Source organism: Cysteiniphilum sp., from assembly GCF_057495195.1.
On record NZ_JBXTEF010000018.1, the window covers coordinates 1 to 15,895 of the forward strand.

Here is a 15,895-nt window from a genome sequence, read left to right on the forward strand (position 1 = left end):
CATTAACACAATAAATTATGGATTGGCAACTCGTAAACTTTATTTTTGATTATTATTCAACCCTTGATTCGCATTAAATATAAAGATATAACAGATCGTTGCAGCAAATAGACTACCAATGGCAATTTTAATTGCTTCAGTACCACCACGCTCTTCCCAAACGATCGATAAACGCTCTATCGACATGGTTAAAATAACCATTGGGAATAAGGTGATCGATAAACCTTGTGATAGTTCCATTTTATGCATTGAAATACTAATAAGCGCCATAATCAGCACAACAACACACAGAAGCATCCCAAGCCGTGGCACGACTAATAATTGCAATTTTTCAAAATAAGCTCTAAAGCTCAATCCTAAAATCACCACCAATGAAAATAAGATAATCCCCCATACAAGGCTGGTATCTTTAAATGCTAAGGCAATCAATACCGGCATAAATGTACCCAATGTTGGCACACCAATAATAATCCGCAAAATTAAAATAATCAGCACACCAAAAGGCACCATCAAGATGATTTTATAAATTTCTTGTGTTTGCGCAGGCAAATTAAGTAACGAAAACTCATAAATATTTTGTTTTACCGTGTCGTTTTTAAGATCTAGATAACGCTCCATCGGGATGCTTTGTTGTGCTGCGGTAAAAGATACAAGCTTAACTGTCCCGCCTTGGACATTGACAAAATCGCCATTGCCACTCCACCATGTCATCGCTTTGGTATTAGGATTATCAATATACTCACCCGTGCTGACATCATATGTGTGCCAATCTTTACCGTAATAAACCTTAATCCACGCTGGCAAATTTCTAAGATTTAATTTCCCTTCATACTCATAAGGAACCACATGGATAATTAGATTTGGTAAATTAAGCTCTGTTAACAAATAGTTAAGTAATCTTGCTCGTGCTTTTGCTGTTGGTTTACCGTTGGTCATCTCTTGCCAGAAATATAGATTACCATCATCATTGATAAAATTGATGGCTTGTGCAATCAAGGTTGCTGAATCTGCAGATTTTTCCGCAATCCCTTTTGCCGTAGTTAACAACGTTAATAACTTTTTAGGTTCTAAAATATCTTTTATTTTCTTTTTCTCTTTTTCAAGGTCGGGAATAGTGTTTGCTACACTTTGCGCATTACTCGCTACCGTCACATCATAAATCACTGTTTGCTTATGATTCACCTCACTCTTAGAGAGCACTGCCATACGGTTATTTTTATCCTCTGAACGCAACACAATCTTACCAAAACCTGCTGCATTAATGCTTTCAGCTAGAACATCCGCCTTAACCAAATTTGGCACCAACAAATTCACCTTAAGTGATGAATCCGTCGTATCTGGCGCAATCTGCAACTCTGCATTAAACTTCCACGTCATATTTTCACCATTTGGCCACCATGAAAGTCCGAGTTTAAAGTGCTGATAAAGGCTAAAACCAATACCTGCCACCAACAAAATGATTAGTAATGTAAAAAATTGTTTATTAACCTTGCTCATTGCTTATCCATATCATTTGCATTGCTACTATTTGACGCTTTATCACTAATTTTATTCGCTTTCTGTAGTTTCTTTGACTTGTTATCAGAAACTTCCGTTACATCCTTTTTTTGATCACTACTTATTGTTGCTTCTTTTGCTTCTTTTGCTTCTTTTGCTTCTTTCTCCTCTTGCTCTTTTGCCATCTTAGCAAATAGCGCTTCACAGGCACTGCCATCCATCGTGAATTTTTGTGCCGGATCGATCACAGAACCCAATTGGATTAATGCTTTACGCCCTAAAAGTACAGGGTAATCAAAATGCGTTCTATCGGTTAAATTAACCTCAATCGTATAGATTTTGCCATCAAAACAAACTGGCATTTCAACCACAGGCCGTTCATCATATTGATCTTTTGTATCTTCACCGGCACGGTTTTTAATCTTCATCTCACGCTTTAACGGCAAATCATATGCTACCTTTTCAACCTTATCTTTATTGCGCTTACCCTGCTGTTCTATCGCCTCATGTGTGACATCAAAGCGTACATGCTTCTTACCATCTTTTTCATAGATATGAATATTGGTGGCTGAAATCGATGAAACCCCAGCCCCCGTATCTAGCTTCGCATCTAAGAGTGTTTTGCTTGGTAAAATATACACATTTTCAACATAACCATAACCTGTTTTTATATTTGCCATCGCTGTACTCGTCATTAATATGGTTGATAAAGCTAAGTGTTTGATGATCTTATTTGCCTTCATTTGTTTCCCTTTAAAGTTTTATTTACCTTTAGGCAGTAAATTGCTCTGTAGTATAGTTATAAACTTGTTATTATGCCAATGGATATGCTATTAACTATAAAGCCTAATTATAAAGCGCCCAATAACACCATATTTGTATTAATTGAACCTTAAGAATGGCAACAATATCGATTATGACGACAAATTATTACAGCGTTGAATGCATTTCACAGCATGAGATTGAGCCGATTAAAAAGTCTCGATTTATTGCTCATCTATTACCTTTAAAAGAGCCTTCTGAGCTTCACAATTTCCTGCAGCAACTTACCAAAGAATATACCAACGCCAATCATCACTGTTGGGCTTATCATCTCTTTGACAATCAGCAGATTCGTTTTAATGATGATGGCGAGCCGTCAGGTTCCGCTGGCAAGCCAATTCTTAATCACCTTCAAGGTAATAAACTCATCAATGCCGCCATCGTTGTGACGAGAATTTTTGGCGGCACCAAGCTTGGCGTGGGCGGCTTAGTACGCGCTTATGGTCAAGCAGCCAGTGAAGTCATTAAAAATAGTCAGCTTGTGAGCTTCACACCAACCAAAAGACTGTCACTGACCTATCAATACAGAGATACCGCATTAATTGAGCAAGTGCTGCATACACTTAAATTAACAGCGATTGATTCGATCTTTGGCAATGACATTACCTTGCACTTCGATATTGCATTAACTCATTGGGACACCACTTATCAAGCACTACTAGAAATGACACAAGGGCGAGTGATTATTCATCGATAAATCGCTTTGCATTTACTCATTTTTTCTCTACCATGTGACAAATCAATTGAGTTTGAAGCAGCTATGTTACATCCAACTTACGATATTCATAAGTCTTATGATGAGAATTACAACAATGGACCCATGTGTGATTTTACCATCCCCAAACGCATTTTATTAAAACCGATTAACTTATGGGGATATCAGATAAACTCACCCGTTGGCGTGCCAGCGGGTCCTTTAATCAATGCCGAATATATTAAGCTATATGCTGAATTAGGCTTTGATCTGCCGGTGTATAAAACCGTGCGCACCATTGAGCGTAAAGTGCATCCAGCACCTAACTGTTTAATGGTTGATAGTCATAAGCAATTAACCATTGATGATATCGGTCAAAGCATTTACCCATTTGATCAAGCACCACAAACACCGCATGAGATTGCCATTACTAACTCTTTTGGTATTCCAAGTAAGTCAATTGCAATCTGGCAAGAAGATATTGCCAAAGCCAATACATTTATGACACCTAATCAGCTGATGATCGTCTCATGCGTTGGCACACCTCAACCAGAGCGCAATTTTATCGATGATTTTGTTCTTTGCGCACAAAGGGCTGTTGAAGCGGGAGCTAAAGCCATTGAGCTTAATTACTCATGCCCTAATGTTGTTTCTAAAGAAGGCAGTATTTATCAAGATGCTGAGCTTTCAAGCACCATTTCAAAAGCGGTAAAAAAAGCAATCAAGGATGTGCCGCTGATGATTAAAATGGGCTATATCAAAGAAGAAGCCAAAGCATATGACATCATCAAAGCCAATGCGCCTTTTGTTGATGGTATTGCCGCAATTAATACCATTTCAATGCAAGCAAGAAACAAAGATAATACTCAAGCACTTCCTGGTGAGGGACGTTTAAACAGTGGCATTTGCGGCAGCATTATTAAAGACCTATCGCTTGAAATGACCAAGCGCATTCATAAGATACGCAAAGAAAATCACTTTGATTTTGTACTTTGTGGTGTGGGCGGCATTGTTTGCCCTGAAGATATTGATGACTATCTAAATGCAGGTGCTGATATTGCTATGAGTGCAACGGGTGCCATGTGGAATCCATTATTAGCGCATGATTGGCAGAAGTTGCAGACAACAAAATAGTCGCTAACTCACGCGCTTTTTTCTTTATTCTTCTGACTAAGACTAAATATCCACCCACAAACGCTCAGCTAACGCTTACACAATCAAGATGGGCCGCACTATGGTCATAGCCATTCTTCTTTATTTTTTCTTTTTCTTATTCAAACAATCCTTGCATTCGATATAGAGCACGGAGCTATGCTCAACAAGATTGCCGCCTAGCTCTTCCACTGCTTTGATTTGCCTTGCTTCAATCACATGATCAACAAACTCTTCGACCTTGTGGCATTTAACACAGATCATATGATCATGGTGATCATCTGAATCAAGCTCATACACTGCCTGCTCACGCCCTAGGTTTAAGCGCTGCAACAATCCGGCAGATTCAAACTGTGCCAAGACGCGATACACCGTTGCAATACCGATATCTTCTTCTTTTTCTTTAACAATTCGATAAACGTCATCCGCAGACAAGTGACGCTGTTCTGATTCTTCAAAAATACGTAATATTTTCAGTCGTTGCTGCGTGATTTTTAACCCCGCCTGTTTTAAATCTTCTTTTCCTAATGACATTTGTGTATAAGAACTCATTAAATTCGTCAATGCTCGACATTCTAACCTGATCATTTCGATAAATGAAGGAGTCACTCACGTAAAATTTGTAGTTGTTTATCTATACCGCTCGTAAATCATTTTGCAGTGTTCAGTGCCGAAGAAGTTTTTGATGCTTTTGGGTGATTATATTGCAGGCAACAGCTAGGACTATTGTCAAAATAGAATCGCTCAAAAGGGCGTAAAATTCAATGGTAGAAATGCTGTGAAATGGTTTGTGGGCGGTATATATTACCAAACAAAAACAGTTGCTTTAAGCATTTTCCCCTCACCCGTGCAGCTTATGCGGCATGACTTCTCCCACAAGGGGAGAGGTTATTTCACGTTGACTGAGCGTCAGTCGAAATCATAATGCATTCGATCTTAACTACAACCCTTCGACTATACTCAGGAAACGGTTAATACTTTGCACTTTTGAGAAATCAAAGTATCATACTTGCTTTTTTGCATCGTGAATCATTACCATAAGTGCCATCTTTAGATAAATTGATAAGGCATTTATGCTGAACTACAAAGACTTACGCGAATTCTTAGATCACTTAGAGGAAATGGGTGAGCTAAAACGCATCAAACAAGAAGTATCGCCCTTTCTGGAGATGACTGAGATCTCATCACGTGTACTTCACCAAAAGGGACCCGCGCTTTTATTTGAAAACCCCAAAAATCATGACATACCGGTGTTAACCAACTTATTTGGCACTGAAAAACGCATTGCATTGGCACTTGGTGCGGACGATGTTAGTCAACTGCGTGAAATTGGTAAGCTTTTGGCTTATTTAAAAGAACCTGAGCCACCAAAAGGTCTTAAAGATGCTTGGGATAAAATGCCGATATTAAAGCAAGTTTTAAAGATGTCACCGAAGGTTATTAAGAATGCGCCGTGTCGAGAGGTGACAATCAATAAAGAAGAGATTGATTTTTATCAAATGCCCATACAAACCTCCTGGCCTGGGGATATTGCCCCACTTGTAACATGGGGTTTAACCATCACTAATAGCATTCGCAAAGAGCGTTTAAACCTAGGTATTTATCGCCAACAAGTCATTGGCAAGAATCGCCTTATTATGCGCTGGCTTCATCACCGCGGTGGTGCGCTTGATTACCAAGCTTGGTGCAAAGCCAATCCTGAGAAGCCTTTTCCGGTATGCGTGGCACTGGGTGCAGATCCTGCGACTACTTTAGGTGCGGTGACACCTATTCCTGATACGCTCTCTGAATATGCTTTTGCCGGATTATTGCGTGGTAGCAAAACCGAGCTCACCCCTTCGATACTCCATGGTGACGATATGATGGTGCCAGCGCATGCTGAGATCATTTTAGAGGGCTTTATATATCCTAATGATGTCGCTGAAGAAGGTCCCTTTGGAGATCATACCGGTTATTATAATGAGGTTGAAAAATTTCCTGTATTCACTGTTGAGAAAATCACTCATCGCAAAAACCCGATTTATCACAGCACATACACCGGACGCCCACCAGATGAACCGGCTATTTTAGGTGTTGCCTTTAATGAGATATTCGTGCCGATCATTCAAAAGCAATTTCCTGAAATTGTTGATTTTTATTTGCCACCTGAAGGTTGCTCCTATCGCTTGGCAGTCGTTAGTATCAAAAAGCAATACCCAGGACACGCCAAGCGCGTGATGATGGGGGTTTGGTCATTCTTACGTCAATTCATGTATACCAAATTTGTGATTATTGTTGATGATGATATCAATACGCGCTCGTGGGAAGATGTAATCTGGGCAATTACCACACGTATGGATCCCACAAGAGACACCACCTTGATCGATAATACACCGATTGATTATTTGGATTTTGCCTCACCTGTTGCTAGTCTAGGCTCGAAAATGGGATTAGATGCCACCAATAAACTCCTTGGTGAAACAACACGCGAATGGGGTGAGGTGATCACCATGCGCCAAGATATTATTGATAAGGTTGATGCGATCTGGGCGAATTTAGGGATTGATAATGACTCAAAAGCCTAAGCAGCCCAAAGCCCTCTATGCTTTGAGGTAGAATAATTTTTTACAACTTTCTATCTTAAGGTTTTTTTGCTACCCTATGCGGACTTTGAGTTTACTTTAAAAGTCTATGCCTATTTTTTTTCAACGTATTTACGCATGGTTCGTACATTTATTTACCGCTAGTGGCGCTGTTTTCTCGGTACTGGCACTAACCAGCTCAGCACAAGCTTATGCGGCTAAACTATTAGGAAACCATCTTGATTATATCCATTATCTAAAGCTTTCTTTTTTATATGTTGTCATTGCGATTTTAATCGATGCCGCCGATGGCACATTAGCGCGACGCGTTGATATCAAAAAACTAGCCCCTTTAGATGGCGGCCTATTGGATAATATTATTGATTTCACCAATTATGCGGTTATCCCTGCTGTATGGGTTTATATTACCGATGTCGTACCTGATGGCTTTAAAACACTCGCACTTATCTTGATCATGCTCGCTTCGTGCTATCAGTTTTGTCAACTTGATGCCAAAACCAAAGACCATTTCTTTAAAGGGTTTCCAAGCTATTGGAATCTAGCAATTTATTATCTGATTTATTTCCAGTTCTCAGGAATCACTAACCTTGTAATTATTGTTGCTCTAACGATTTTGACCTTTGTGCCGATTAAATACATTTACCCATCACGTATGAATTACCTAAGCAAACGTAAGTCAGTTATTTCATTGATGTTTATTTACACATTGATATGGGGTGCAGCAACGATTGCTTCAGCGCTTATCTGGCCAGTAGCCAACGCCCTTTTGACTTGGACGATTGTCAGTTATATTTTAGTCTATTTTCTATTTAGCCTTTATCGCACGTTAAAGCCTTTAAACTAGCTGTAAATAATCGGATGTATAAAGTATCGCACCTGTCATATATACCCATCATAAATCATTTCGCAATGTTTAATGCTGCAGAAGTGTTTAATGATCTTGAGCGATTGGATTGTAGATAATAGCTAGCCTTGACAGAGTCTTTGGGCGCTCATTTGCTAAAACAATGAAACTATTCATTATTTCTTAACGCATTCGCTATTGGCAAAATCCAATCGCTCAAAATCGCAAAAAATTCAATGGTAGAAATACTGTAAAATGGTTTTCGGTGGGTATATACTCCCAACCAATTTAAAATATCACTTTATTACTCAAGCACATGCTTAAACATAATCGAATTATTATTGCGTTATCCGGTGCCACTGGCATTGAATATGCTGTCAGAATGCTCAAAGTTCTAAAATTGCAAGGCATTGAAACACATTTAATCATATCAAAGCCCGCTGAAATGACGCGTGAATACGAAACAGAATATCGCTCACAAGAGATCAAATCCTTAGCGCATAGCTATTATGCCAATGCGGATATTGGCGCTAAAATTGCCAGTGGTTCCTACCCAACCGATGGTATGATCATCATTCCCTCATCGACCAAAACCTTGGCTGAAATCGCTAATGGCATAGGTGATTCGTTAATCGCACGTGCTGCAGATGTCGTGCTCAAAGAGCGACGTAAACTTATCATCTGCTTAAGAGAAACCCCCTTTAGCTTAATACACATTGAAAATATGCAAAAAGCAACATTAGCAGGTGCGATTATCATGCCGCCTGTACCTGCTTTTTATCATAAACCGCAAACGCTTGATGACATCATTGATGACTTTGTTTATCGTACACTCGATGTTTTTGGGCTAAATTTACCACAAATGAAACAATGGCAAGGATAAAAGGATAAAAAACATGCATCAAAACCTTAAATATTTTTACAGTGCTTTTTTCATTACGATCATTGGTATCATTGCTGCCATCATGCTTGAGCCAACCCACAAACTCTATGCGCTTTATTTGATTTTGGTATTATCTCTTTTGGAGATTTCATTGAGTTTTGATAATGCCGTCGTTAATGCCAAAGTATTGGCAAAAATGCCTAAAAAATGGCAAAAGATATTTATCTGGATTGGTTTGCCAATTGCTGTATTTGGTATGCGCCTAATATTTCCTATCCTCTTGGTTAGTGTGACAACAAGCTTATCTTTCCTTGATGTCTTTAAGCTTGCCACTAATGATCCTGCGGCTTACCAACATGCCTTAGAGCTTGGCTTCCCTACGATTTGCGCATTTGGTGGCGGCTTTCTGATCATGGTATTTTTAAAGTTTTTCGTTGCTGAGAAACATGATCTTCACTGGATCCCTGCAATTGAAGAAAATAGATTCATTAGCCTAATTCGTCACTATCCAGGTGGCTATATTATCTTCGCATTAATTATTGGCTTTATCGTTATCTATAATGCAGATACCAATCAAGGAGGCACACTAGCGCTTGCTTTTTTAATGGGCTTAATGGTGCATGAAGCATTAGGTATTTTAAATCATGCCTTTGGTAGCAACATGACGGGCAAGGTTATGCAAAACGGTTTTATGGGCTTTTTATATCTTGAAGTATTAGATGCGTCTTTTAGTTTTGATGGTGTGATTGGCGCCTTTGCCATTTCAACGAATATTTTCATTATCATGATTGGTTTGGGTATTGGTGCAATGTATGTGCGCTCACTCACCATTTTCTTTGTTGAGCATCAAACCTTAACAAAATTTCGCTACCTTGAGCATGGTGCACATTACGCCATTGGATTTTTAGCGGTTGTGATGTTTATCAAGATCTACACTCATGTACCAGAATGGTTAACAGGAACTGTTGGTATTGGTTTAATTATCGTGGCATTTGTTCATTCAAATATTGCAAACAAACGTTCAACATAACTCTTACTTGCCTTCGACTTACGCTCAGGCAGCGTGGTCATATGATGTGAAAGGTGGAGCCCCCTATCAATGATCTTCTGGTAAATTTTTGCTCTTATTAGAATTTCGACAAATCGATAATATATGTAACTGATTATAATCACCTTGAATCAAGGCTTGTTTTTTCTTTCGACTCCAGCCTTGAATTTGCTTTTCTCGGGCATAAGCCTCATCAATTCGATCAAATTGTTCAACAAATACTAACTTTACTGGCAAACGCTTACGTGTATGATTTGCTCCTTGGCCATTTTGATGCTCCCACAGTCTAAGCTCGACATTCTTAGTGCTCCCTGTGTAATAACTTCCATCACTACATTCAAGTATATAAACAAATGCTTGCATAAGCTTAATCCTCGTTAGCTGAGCGCCAGTCGAAACCAAGCATACTGCTTCATTAACAGTGCTGCATAAAACCCCACCAAGACTTAACCCCGCTGGCTGAGCGTAAGTCAAAGTCAAATACGCTACTTCACTAACAGCGCAGCATAAAACTCGACTAAGAGCTCACCCCGTTGGCTGAGCGTAAGTCGAAGCCAAGTATACTACTTTGTTAGCAGCACTGCCCAAAGACGACATCAAGCTCGCGTACGGCTTTAACATCATCAACACGTTTTACTGGTTGCGTTAATGGCGCTGCTTTCATTTTCTCAGGATTTGTTCGTGCTAGCTCACGAATTTCAATCATCGCATTAACAAACTGATCCATTTGCTCGCGCGTTTCTGTTTCAGTTGGCTCAATCAACAAACACTCAGGCACTAACAATGGGAAATACATCGTTGGCGCATGCATATCATGATCCAAAAGCTGCTTAGCAAAATCATTGGCATTAACACCATAGGCTTTTTTCTCAGGTGCTAATGAGACAATAAACTCATGTGACGCACGACGATCAGGTAATGCAATAGTAAAGCCTGCCAACTTCAAACGTGCCATCATATAGTTGGCATTTAACGTAGCAATTTCTGAAGCTTTGGTTAAACCATTTCCACCCAATGTTTTAAGGTAAACATAAGCACGGATTAATACGCCAACATTCCCCATAAAGGCATGCATCGCACCAATGGTTTGCGGAATGGCCTCTTTACCTTTGATGCGATAGATATCACCCTCTTTAACAATGGTTGGCACTGGTAAATAAGGTAATAAGCGTTTATTCACGGCAATAGGACCACCTCCTGGTCCACCACCACCATGCGGTGTTGCAAAGGTTTTATGAACATTCATATGCATTACATCAAAGCCCATTTTGCCTGGTTTGGCTTTACCCATAATCGCATTTAGATTCGCGCCATCATAATACAAAAGCCCGCCTGCCTCATGCACAAGCTTAGCCACCTGCTCGATATCACGTTCAAATACGCCCATCGTTGATGGGTTGGTTAGCATAATCCCTGCCGTATTAGGTCCTAGGACTTTCTTTAAAGCCTCAATATCAATATCACCTGTTTTTAGTGATGTTGGAATTTCGATAACTTTGCATCCTGCCATCACCGCTGTTGCAGGGTTTGTGCCATGCGCGGCATCTGGCACAATGATTTCATTGCGATGCGCTTCATTATTAGCAATATGATACGCTCTGATCATCTGTACACCGGCAAACTCACCTTGAGCACCGGCACAAGGCACAAGTGACACAGCATCCATACCAGTGACTTCACTTAAGATTTCTTGCAACTCATAGAGCATCTCCAACAAACCCTGCTGTGTCAACTCATCTTGATAAGGATGAATATTTAATACCGATGGATTAAAGGCACACTTCAAGGCAATACGTGGGTTGTATTTCATCGTGCATGAACCCAATGGATAAAACTGCGTATCAATTGAGAAATTCTTTTGCGATAACTTGGTGAAATGACGTAAGACTTCAAGCTCACCTAATTCTGGTAATAAGGGCTTATCATCGCGCAAATGCTTTTGATCAAAATGGATAGTATCTGACACTGCCCATTTTTGTGAATTTGCTCTACGGTTTTCTGCTGATTTTTCAAAACTAACTGTCATTGATTATACCTCTGCTGCACAGGTTGCTAGAACTTTTGTTAACACATCGACATAGCGATTTAGGTCCGTCTCATTGTGCACTTCAGTGACACATACCAATAAACTATTAACCTGTTGAGCATCAAATTGCCCAAGATCATAACCTAATTGAACTTGCTCTTTAGTCGCAAGCGCCTTAGCTTCTTTGGCTGAAATCGGCAAGTCCACAACCATTTCATACATATAGTTATGCGTAGAGCGGACTTTAACACCTGGTATCTTTGATAGCTTCTCTATCAATCGATGCGTATTTTGATGCGATTGTAATGCCACTTCTTTTAAGCCAACAGCCCCCATCAGTGTCATATAAACTGTTGCCGCTGTTACAAGTAAGCCTTGATTTGAGCAAATATTTGATGTTGCCTTAGCACGTCTGATATGCTGCTCACGTGCTTGAAGTGTCAAACAAAAAGCCTCTTTACCATCAACATCGACCGTGCGCCCAACAATACGACCTGGCATTTGGCGAGATAGCTCTTCCTTTGTAGTAATAAAACCAAAGTACGGACCACCCCCACTTAAAGGTAAACCTAAACTTTGACCATCGCCACAAGCAATATCGGCACCATCTTCCTCTTCACCCCAATAGCCAGGTGCCTTTAACAAGCCTAACGTCATTGGATTGACAAGACCGATAACCATGACAGAAGACTCATGCGCCCAATCAGTTATTGCATCAAATTTAGTAATCTGACCATAGAAGTTAACCTGTGGCACGATAACAGCAGCATAATCACCCACTTCAATCTCAGGTAAATCATCAATTTCAGTTTTACCAACACTTGGATTTGGCGTTAAAAACTCAAGCTCAACCCCTTGAGCATGTGTCATTGACTTAATGACATCAACATACTGCGGAAAAATTGCATCCGTGATAAGCACTTTCTTACTTTTGATTTTCTTATTGGCACGCACTGCCATCAATACGCTTTCAGCTAATGCTGTGGCGCCATCATACATCGAGGCATTAGAGATATCCATCCCTGTTAATGAAGCAATCATTGTTTGATATTCATAGATCACTTGCAATGTCCCTTGTGAGGCCTCTGCCTGATATGGGGTATATGAAGTATAAAACTCACCACGACTAATCACATCCGTGACAATTGCTGGCGTGTAATGCTGATAAGCACCCGCACCAATAAAGTTGGTTTGTGGAATATTTTTAGCACACTTGTCATTAAACAAGCGATGCATTTGGCATTCATTTAAACCATCTGCCAAATTTAAATGGCTTTTACTTTTGATCGACTGGGGAATCTCATCAAACAAGTCTTCAACTTTTTTTGCTCCAATCGTATAAAGCATCATATCAATGTCACGCTCGGTATGCGGTACAAAAGGCATATAGGCTCCTTATATCATGATAAAAAATAAGTTGTACTACTTATCACCTCGCCCCTTGTGGGAGAGGTCGTGCAGCATTAAGCTGCACGGGTGAGGGGTAATCAAAGTTCAACTTATTTTTTCATTGTTACTATGTATTATCTTACTTACAAGGGCGTATTCAATACGCCCCTACTTACACTTAAAAAGTTATCATCGTATTTTATCATTACAAACAAAAACGCCCGATGTCATCACAGCTCATCGGGCGTCTCTTTATATGCCAAACTTAAGCATCAAGCTCATCTGCATATTCTTCTGCAGATAATAAATCATCTAACTCGGTTGGGTCATCCATTTTAATTTTGAATAACCAACCCTCATCATAGCACCCCTCATTAACCATTGATGGTGAGTCAACCAGTGCCTCATTGACTTCAACAATTGTCCCTGATACTGGTGCATAAACATCCGATGCAGCTTTAACTGATTCAACAACACAAACATCGTCGCCGGCTTTTACTTCATCATCTAACTCAGGCAACTCAATAAACACAAGCTCACCCGCACTTGATTGCGCAAAGTCATCAATCCCACAAACGGCAATATCACCCTCAACACGCACCCACTCATGTGACTTGCTGTAGCGACATTCTTCTCTTATTTCTGCCATTTTTTTCTCCTTAGGTTTTATATGTCATTCATTAAGATATTAATTTTCAGTCACTGCCTTTTGGCATTCTTTATATACTTTTTCGCCTTTGCGTACAAAAGGAAACTGCACGATTTTAGCCGGTACTTGTTTATTGCGGATTTCAACAAACACATTCTCAGCATCTTTAGGAATACGGGCAAGCGCTATACTTTCAGATAGCGTTGGTGAGAAAGTACCACTGGTGATAACCCCTGTTTTACTACTTCCTTTAATCACAACTTTTTGACCATGACGCAGTACACCGCGATCCAAAAGCACTAAACCGACAAGCTTGCTATCAATTGCAGGTTTTTTATTTAATAACGCCTCTTTACCGACAAAGTCTCGATCATCAGTTAATGATACTGTCCACATTAACGCTGACTCAATTGGTGTTGTCGTTTGATCCATATCTTGGGAGTAAAGATTCATCCCAGCTTCTAAGCGCAACGTATCGCGTGAAGCTAAACCACAAGGAGTAACATCCTCTTCAATCAACTTATCCCAAAATACAGCTACCTCATCTGCAGGCAGTGAGATTTCATAGCCATCTTCACCGGTATAACCAGTGCGCGCAATCATCCACTCACCATTTTTATGCATGGTAAATGGTTTTAGGTTTTTCACCTCTTCTGTAGCTAAGTTTGCTAATGCAACATCAGCTTTTTGACGCGCCTCGGGCCCTTGCACGGCAATAATTGCCAAATCATCGCGCACATTAATCTTTACATCAAAGTTACTTTTATGTTTATTCATCCACTGAACATCTGTTGTACGATTACCCGCATTAATCACCAAACGAATAAAGTCATCACTAAAATGATACGCGATAAGATCATCAACAATCCCCGCTTCTTCATTGAGCATGCAAGAATACAATGCCTTACCTTCTGGTATTTTATTAATATCATTGGCTAATAAAAATCGAATAAAGTGCTTTGCGTCCTTGCCAATAATATCAACCGTTAACATGTGACTAACATCAAACATGCCGGCACTTTTTCGTACTGCATGATGCTCTTCAATCACGCCTTGATATTGAATAGGCATCTCCCAGCTAGCAAAGTCAACCATTCGTGCATTGTGTTGTAAATGCTTTTCATATAAAGGTGTTCTTAATCCCATGATAACCTCGCGTGGCTTAATCCTCGTATGTTGAGGGCTCATTATAGCTAAAAGAAAATAGTGAATAAATCGCTAATTGGCAGAAATTTACAGAATTTAAATCTCCCTCACCCGTTTCTTCATATTGTTTACTTCACTGGGTAAATACGCTAAGGTAGCCATCAATTTACTATAAATATATTTTACTTTACGATGATTCACTGGTTTCCAGGGCATATGCACAAGGCAACTAAAGAGCTGATGAAGCTTATGCCACAAATTGATATTGCAATTGAAGTTGTTGACGCGCGCGCGCCTGAGGCAAGTGCTAATCCGGTATTGCATGAAGCAGCCAAAAGCAAACCGATTATTAAGATTCTCTCTAAATCTGATCTTGCTGATCCCAAAGTCACCAAACAATGGCTTCAATTTTATAATGGTAAGGCAATTGCCTTGGATATTGCACGCGATAAAAAAAGCGCACAGAAAATCATTCAATTATGTAAAAAACAGCTACCCAATCGCGGTACGCTTTTAAAGCCAATACGCGCAGTTATTTTTGGTATTCCTAATGTTGGTAAATCAACACTTATTAACAGTCTTGCCAAGCGCAAAATCGCACAAACGGGCAATGAGCCTGCCGTTACTAAAAGGCAGCAAAAAATTGAAATTGAGAAACATTTTTATCTGAATGACACACCAGGAATTATGTTTCCAAGCCCTAAGGATGAAGGGTGTGGCTTTAAGCTTGCTGCCATTGGTTCGATTCGTGATACCGCCATGGATTACCCAACAACCGCTTATTTTATGCTGCAACTATTAAAAGAAGATTACTCTGGGGTATTAAGTTCTCGTTATAAAATTACTGAAGACTCAGAAGATTTAGAAAAAATGCTTATGGCAGTTGGTAAGACACTAGGGCAGCAGCATATGCATCATATTGCCGAGAAACTTATCCAAGATTTTCGCCAAGGCAGAATAGGTAAAATAAGCTTAGAAACACCTGAGAATTATTTGAAATTTCAGGTGGCTGAAGAAACTAAAGACAATAGCTAACGTCGTTCATATTATGCGAACGGTATTCCCAACTTGATAAGTTGAAGCGATGCACTGAGCATCAGTCGAAGTGGGTACACTTTGGAAAATCACACGCTCATAGCGGCTTTGACTTATGCTTAGCCAAC

General features: G+C 39.8%; 15 protein-coding genes. 7 read left to right on the forward strand and 8 right to left on the reverse strand.

Annotated elements, in window-relative coordinates; genetic code table 11:
- Positions 1 to 39: 39 nt before the first annotated feature.
- Complete coding sequence (locus ACY10D_RS01855; RefSeq protein WP_486999108.1) at positions 40 to 1,497, reverse strand: UUP1 family membrane protein; 1,458 nt, start codon at positions 1,495 to 1,497, stop codon at positions 40 to 42.
- The gene (locus ACY10D_RS01860) at positions 1,494 to 2,240 is read right to left on the reverse strand and encodes an ATP-dependent zinc protease family protein (RefSeq protein WP_486999109.1); all 747 of its coding nucleotides are present in this window, start codon (positions 2,238 to 2,240) and stop codon (positions 1,494 to 1,496) included. The genes ACY10D_RS01855 and ACY10D_RS01860 overlap by 4 nt, the downstream gene beginning before the upstream one ends.
- Before the next feature lie 155 nt (positions 2,241 to 2,395).
- Between ACY10D_RS01860 and ACY10D_RS01865 the strand changes: the two genes are divergently transcribed.
- On the forward strand, positions 2,396 to 3,016 hold the full coding sequence (locus ACY10D_RS01865; protein ID WP_486999110.1) for a YigZ family protein: 621 nt from the start codon (positions 2,396 to 2,398) through the stop codon (positions 3,014 to 3,016).
- A gap of 63 nt (positions 3,017 to 3,079) precedes the next feature.
- Positions 3,080 to 4,147: a beta/alpha barrel domain-containing protein gene (locus ACY10D_RS01870; protein WP_486999111.1), complete on the forward strand. Its 1,068-nt coding sequence runs from the start codon at positions 3,080 to 3,082 to the stop codon at positions 4,145 to 4,147.
- Positions 4,148 to 4,267: 120 nt separating this feature from the next.
- On the opposite strand, the gene ACY10D_RS01875 is transcribed toward ACY10D_RS01870, so the two are convergent.
- Positions 4,268 to 4,717 (reverse strand): Fur family transcriptional regulator, encoded by a 450-nt coding sequence (locus tag ACY10D_RS01875; RefSeq protein WP_486999112.1) that lies wholly within the window; start codon positions 4,715 to 4,717, stop codon positions 4,268 to 4,270.
- A gap of 524 nt (positions 4,718 to 5,241) precedes the next feature.
- Here ACY10D_RS01875 and ubiD point away from each other — a divergent pair.
- From ubiD to ACY10D_RS01895, 4 genes are all read left to right on the forward strand, one after another.
- Positions 5,242 to 6,729, forward strand: coding sequence for a 4-hydroxy-3-polyprenylbenzoate decarboxylase (ubiD, locus tag ACY10D_RS01880; RefSeq protein ID WP_486999122.1), 1,488 nt, complete (start codon positions 5,242 to 5,244; stop codon positions 6,727 to 6,729).
- 106 nt (positions 6,730 to 6,835) lie between these two features.
- Positions 6,836 to 7,591 (forward strand): CDP-alcohol phosphatidyltransferase family protein, encoded by a 756-nt coding sequence (locus tag ACY10D_RS01885; protein WP_486999113.1) that lies wholly within the window; start codon positions 6,836 to 6,838, stop codon positions 7,589 to 7,591.
- Between the two features lie 316 nt (positions 7,592 to 7,907).
- Entirely contained in the window at positions 7,908 to 8,474 is a 567-nt protein-coding gene (locus tag ACY10D_RS01890) for a UbiX family flavin prenyltransferase (protein ID WP_486999114.1), read from the forward strand.
- A 13-nt stretch (positions 8,475 to 8,487) separates the two neighbouring features.
- Complete coding sequence (locus ACY10D_RS01895) at positions 8,488 to 9,504, forward strand: DUF475 domain-containing protein (protein WP_486999115.1); 1,017 nt, start codon at positions 8,488 to 8,490, stop codon at positions 9,502 to 9,504.
- A 66-nt stretch (positions 9,505 to 9,570) separates the two neighbouring features.
- Here ACY10D_RS01895 and ACY10D_RS01900 read toward each other — a convergent pair whose 3' ends face one another.
- From ACY10D_RS01900 to gcvT, 5 genes are all read right to left on the reverse strand, one after another.
- Positions 9,571 to 9,885, reverse strand: coding sequence for a GIY-YIG nuclease family protein (locus tag ACY10D_RS01900; protein WP_486999116.1), 315 nt, complete (start codon positions 9,883 to 9,885; stop codon positions 9,571 to 9,573).
- A gap of 208 nt (positions 9,886 to 10,093) precedes the next feature.
- Complete coding sequence (gene gcvPB, locus ACY10D_RS01905) at positions 10,094 to 11,548, reverse strand: aminomethyl-transferring glycine dehydrogenase subunit GcvPB (protein ID WP_486999117.1); 1,455 nt, start codon at positions 11,546 to 11,548, stop codon at positions 10,094 to 10,096.
- A 3-nt stretch (positions 11,549 to 11,551) separates the two neighbouring features.
- Positions 11,552 to 12,934, reverse strand: a complete 1,383-nt coding sequence (gene gcvPA / locus ACY10D_RS01910; protein WP_486999118.1) for an aminomethyl-transferring glycine dehydrogenase subunit GcvPA — start codon at positions 12,932 to 12,934, stop codon at positions 11,552 to 11,554.
- Positions 12,935 to 13,202: 268 nt separating this feature from the next.
- On the reverse strand, positions 13,203 to 13,586 hold the full coding sequence (gene gcvH / locus ACY10D_RS01915) for a glycine cleavage system protein GcvH (protein ID WP_486999119.1): 384 nt from the start codon (positions 13,584 to 13,586) through the stop codon (positions 13,203 to 13,205).
- 39 nt (positions 13,587 to 13,625) lie between these two features.
- The gene (gene gcvT / locus ACY10D_RS01920) at positions 13,626 to 14,732 is read right to left on the reverse strand and encodes a glycine cleavage system aminomethyltransferase GcvT (RefSeq protein ID WP_486999120.1); all 1,107 of its coding nucleotides are present in this window, start codon (positions 14,730 to 14,732) and stop codon (positions 13,626 to 13,628) included.
- Between the two features lie 192 nt (positions 14,733 to 14,924).
- Here gcvT and ylqF point away from each other — a divergent pair, with 192 nt between their 5' ends.
- Positions 14,925 to 15,767 (forward strand): ribosome biogenesis GTPase YlqF, encoded by an 843-nt coding sequence (gene ylqF / locus ACY10D_RS01925; RefSeq protein ID WP_486999121.1) that lies wholly within the window; start codon positions 14,925 to 14,927, stop codon positions 15,765 to 15,767.
- The last annotated feature ends 128 nt before the right edge of the window (positions 15,768 to 15,895 follow it).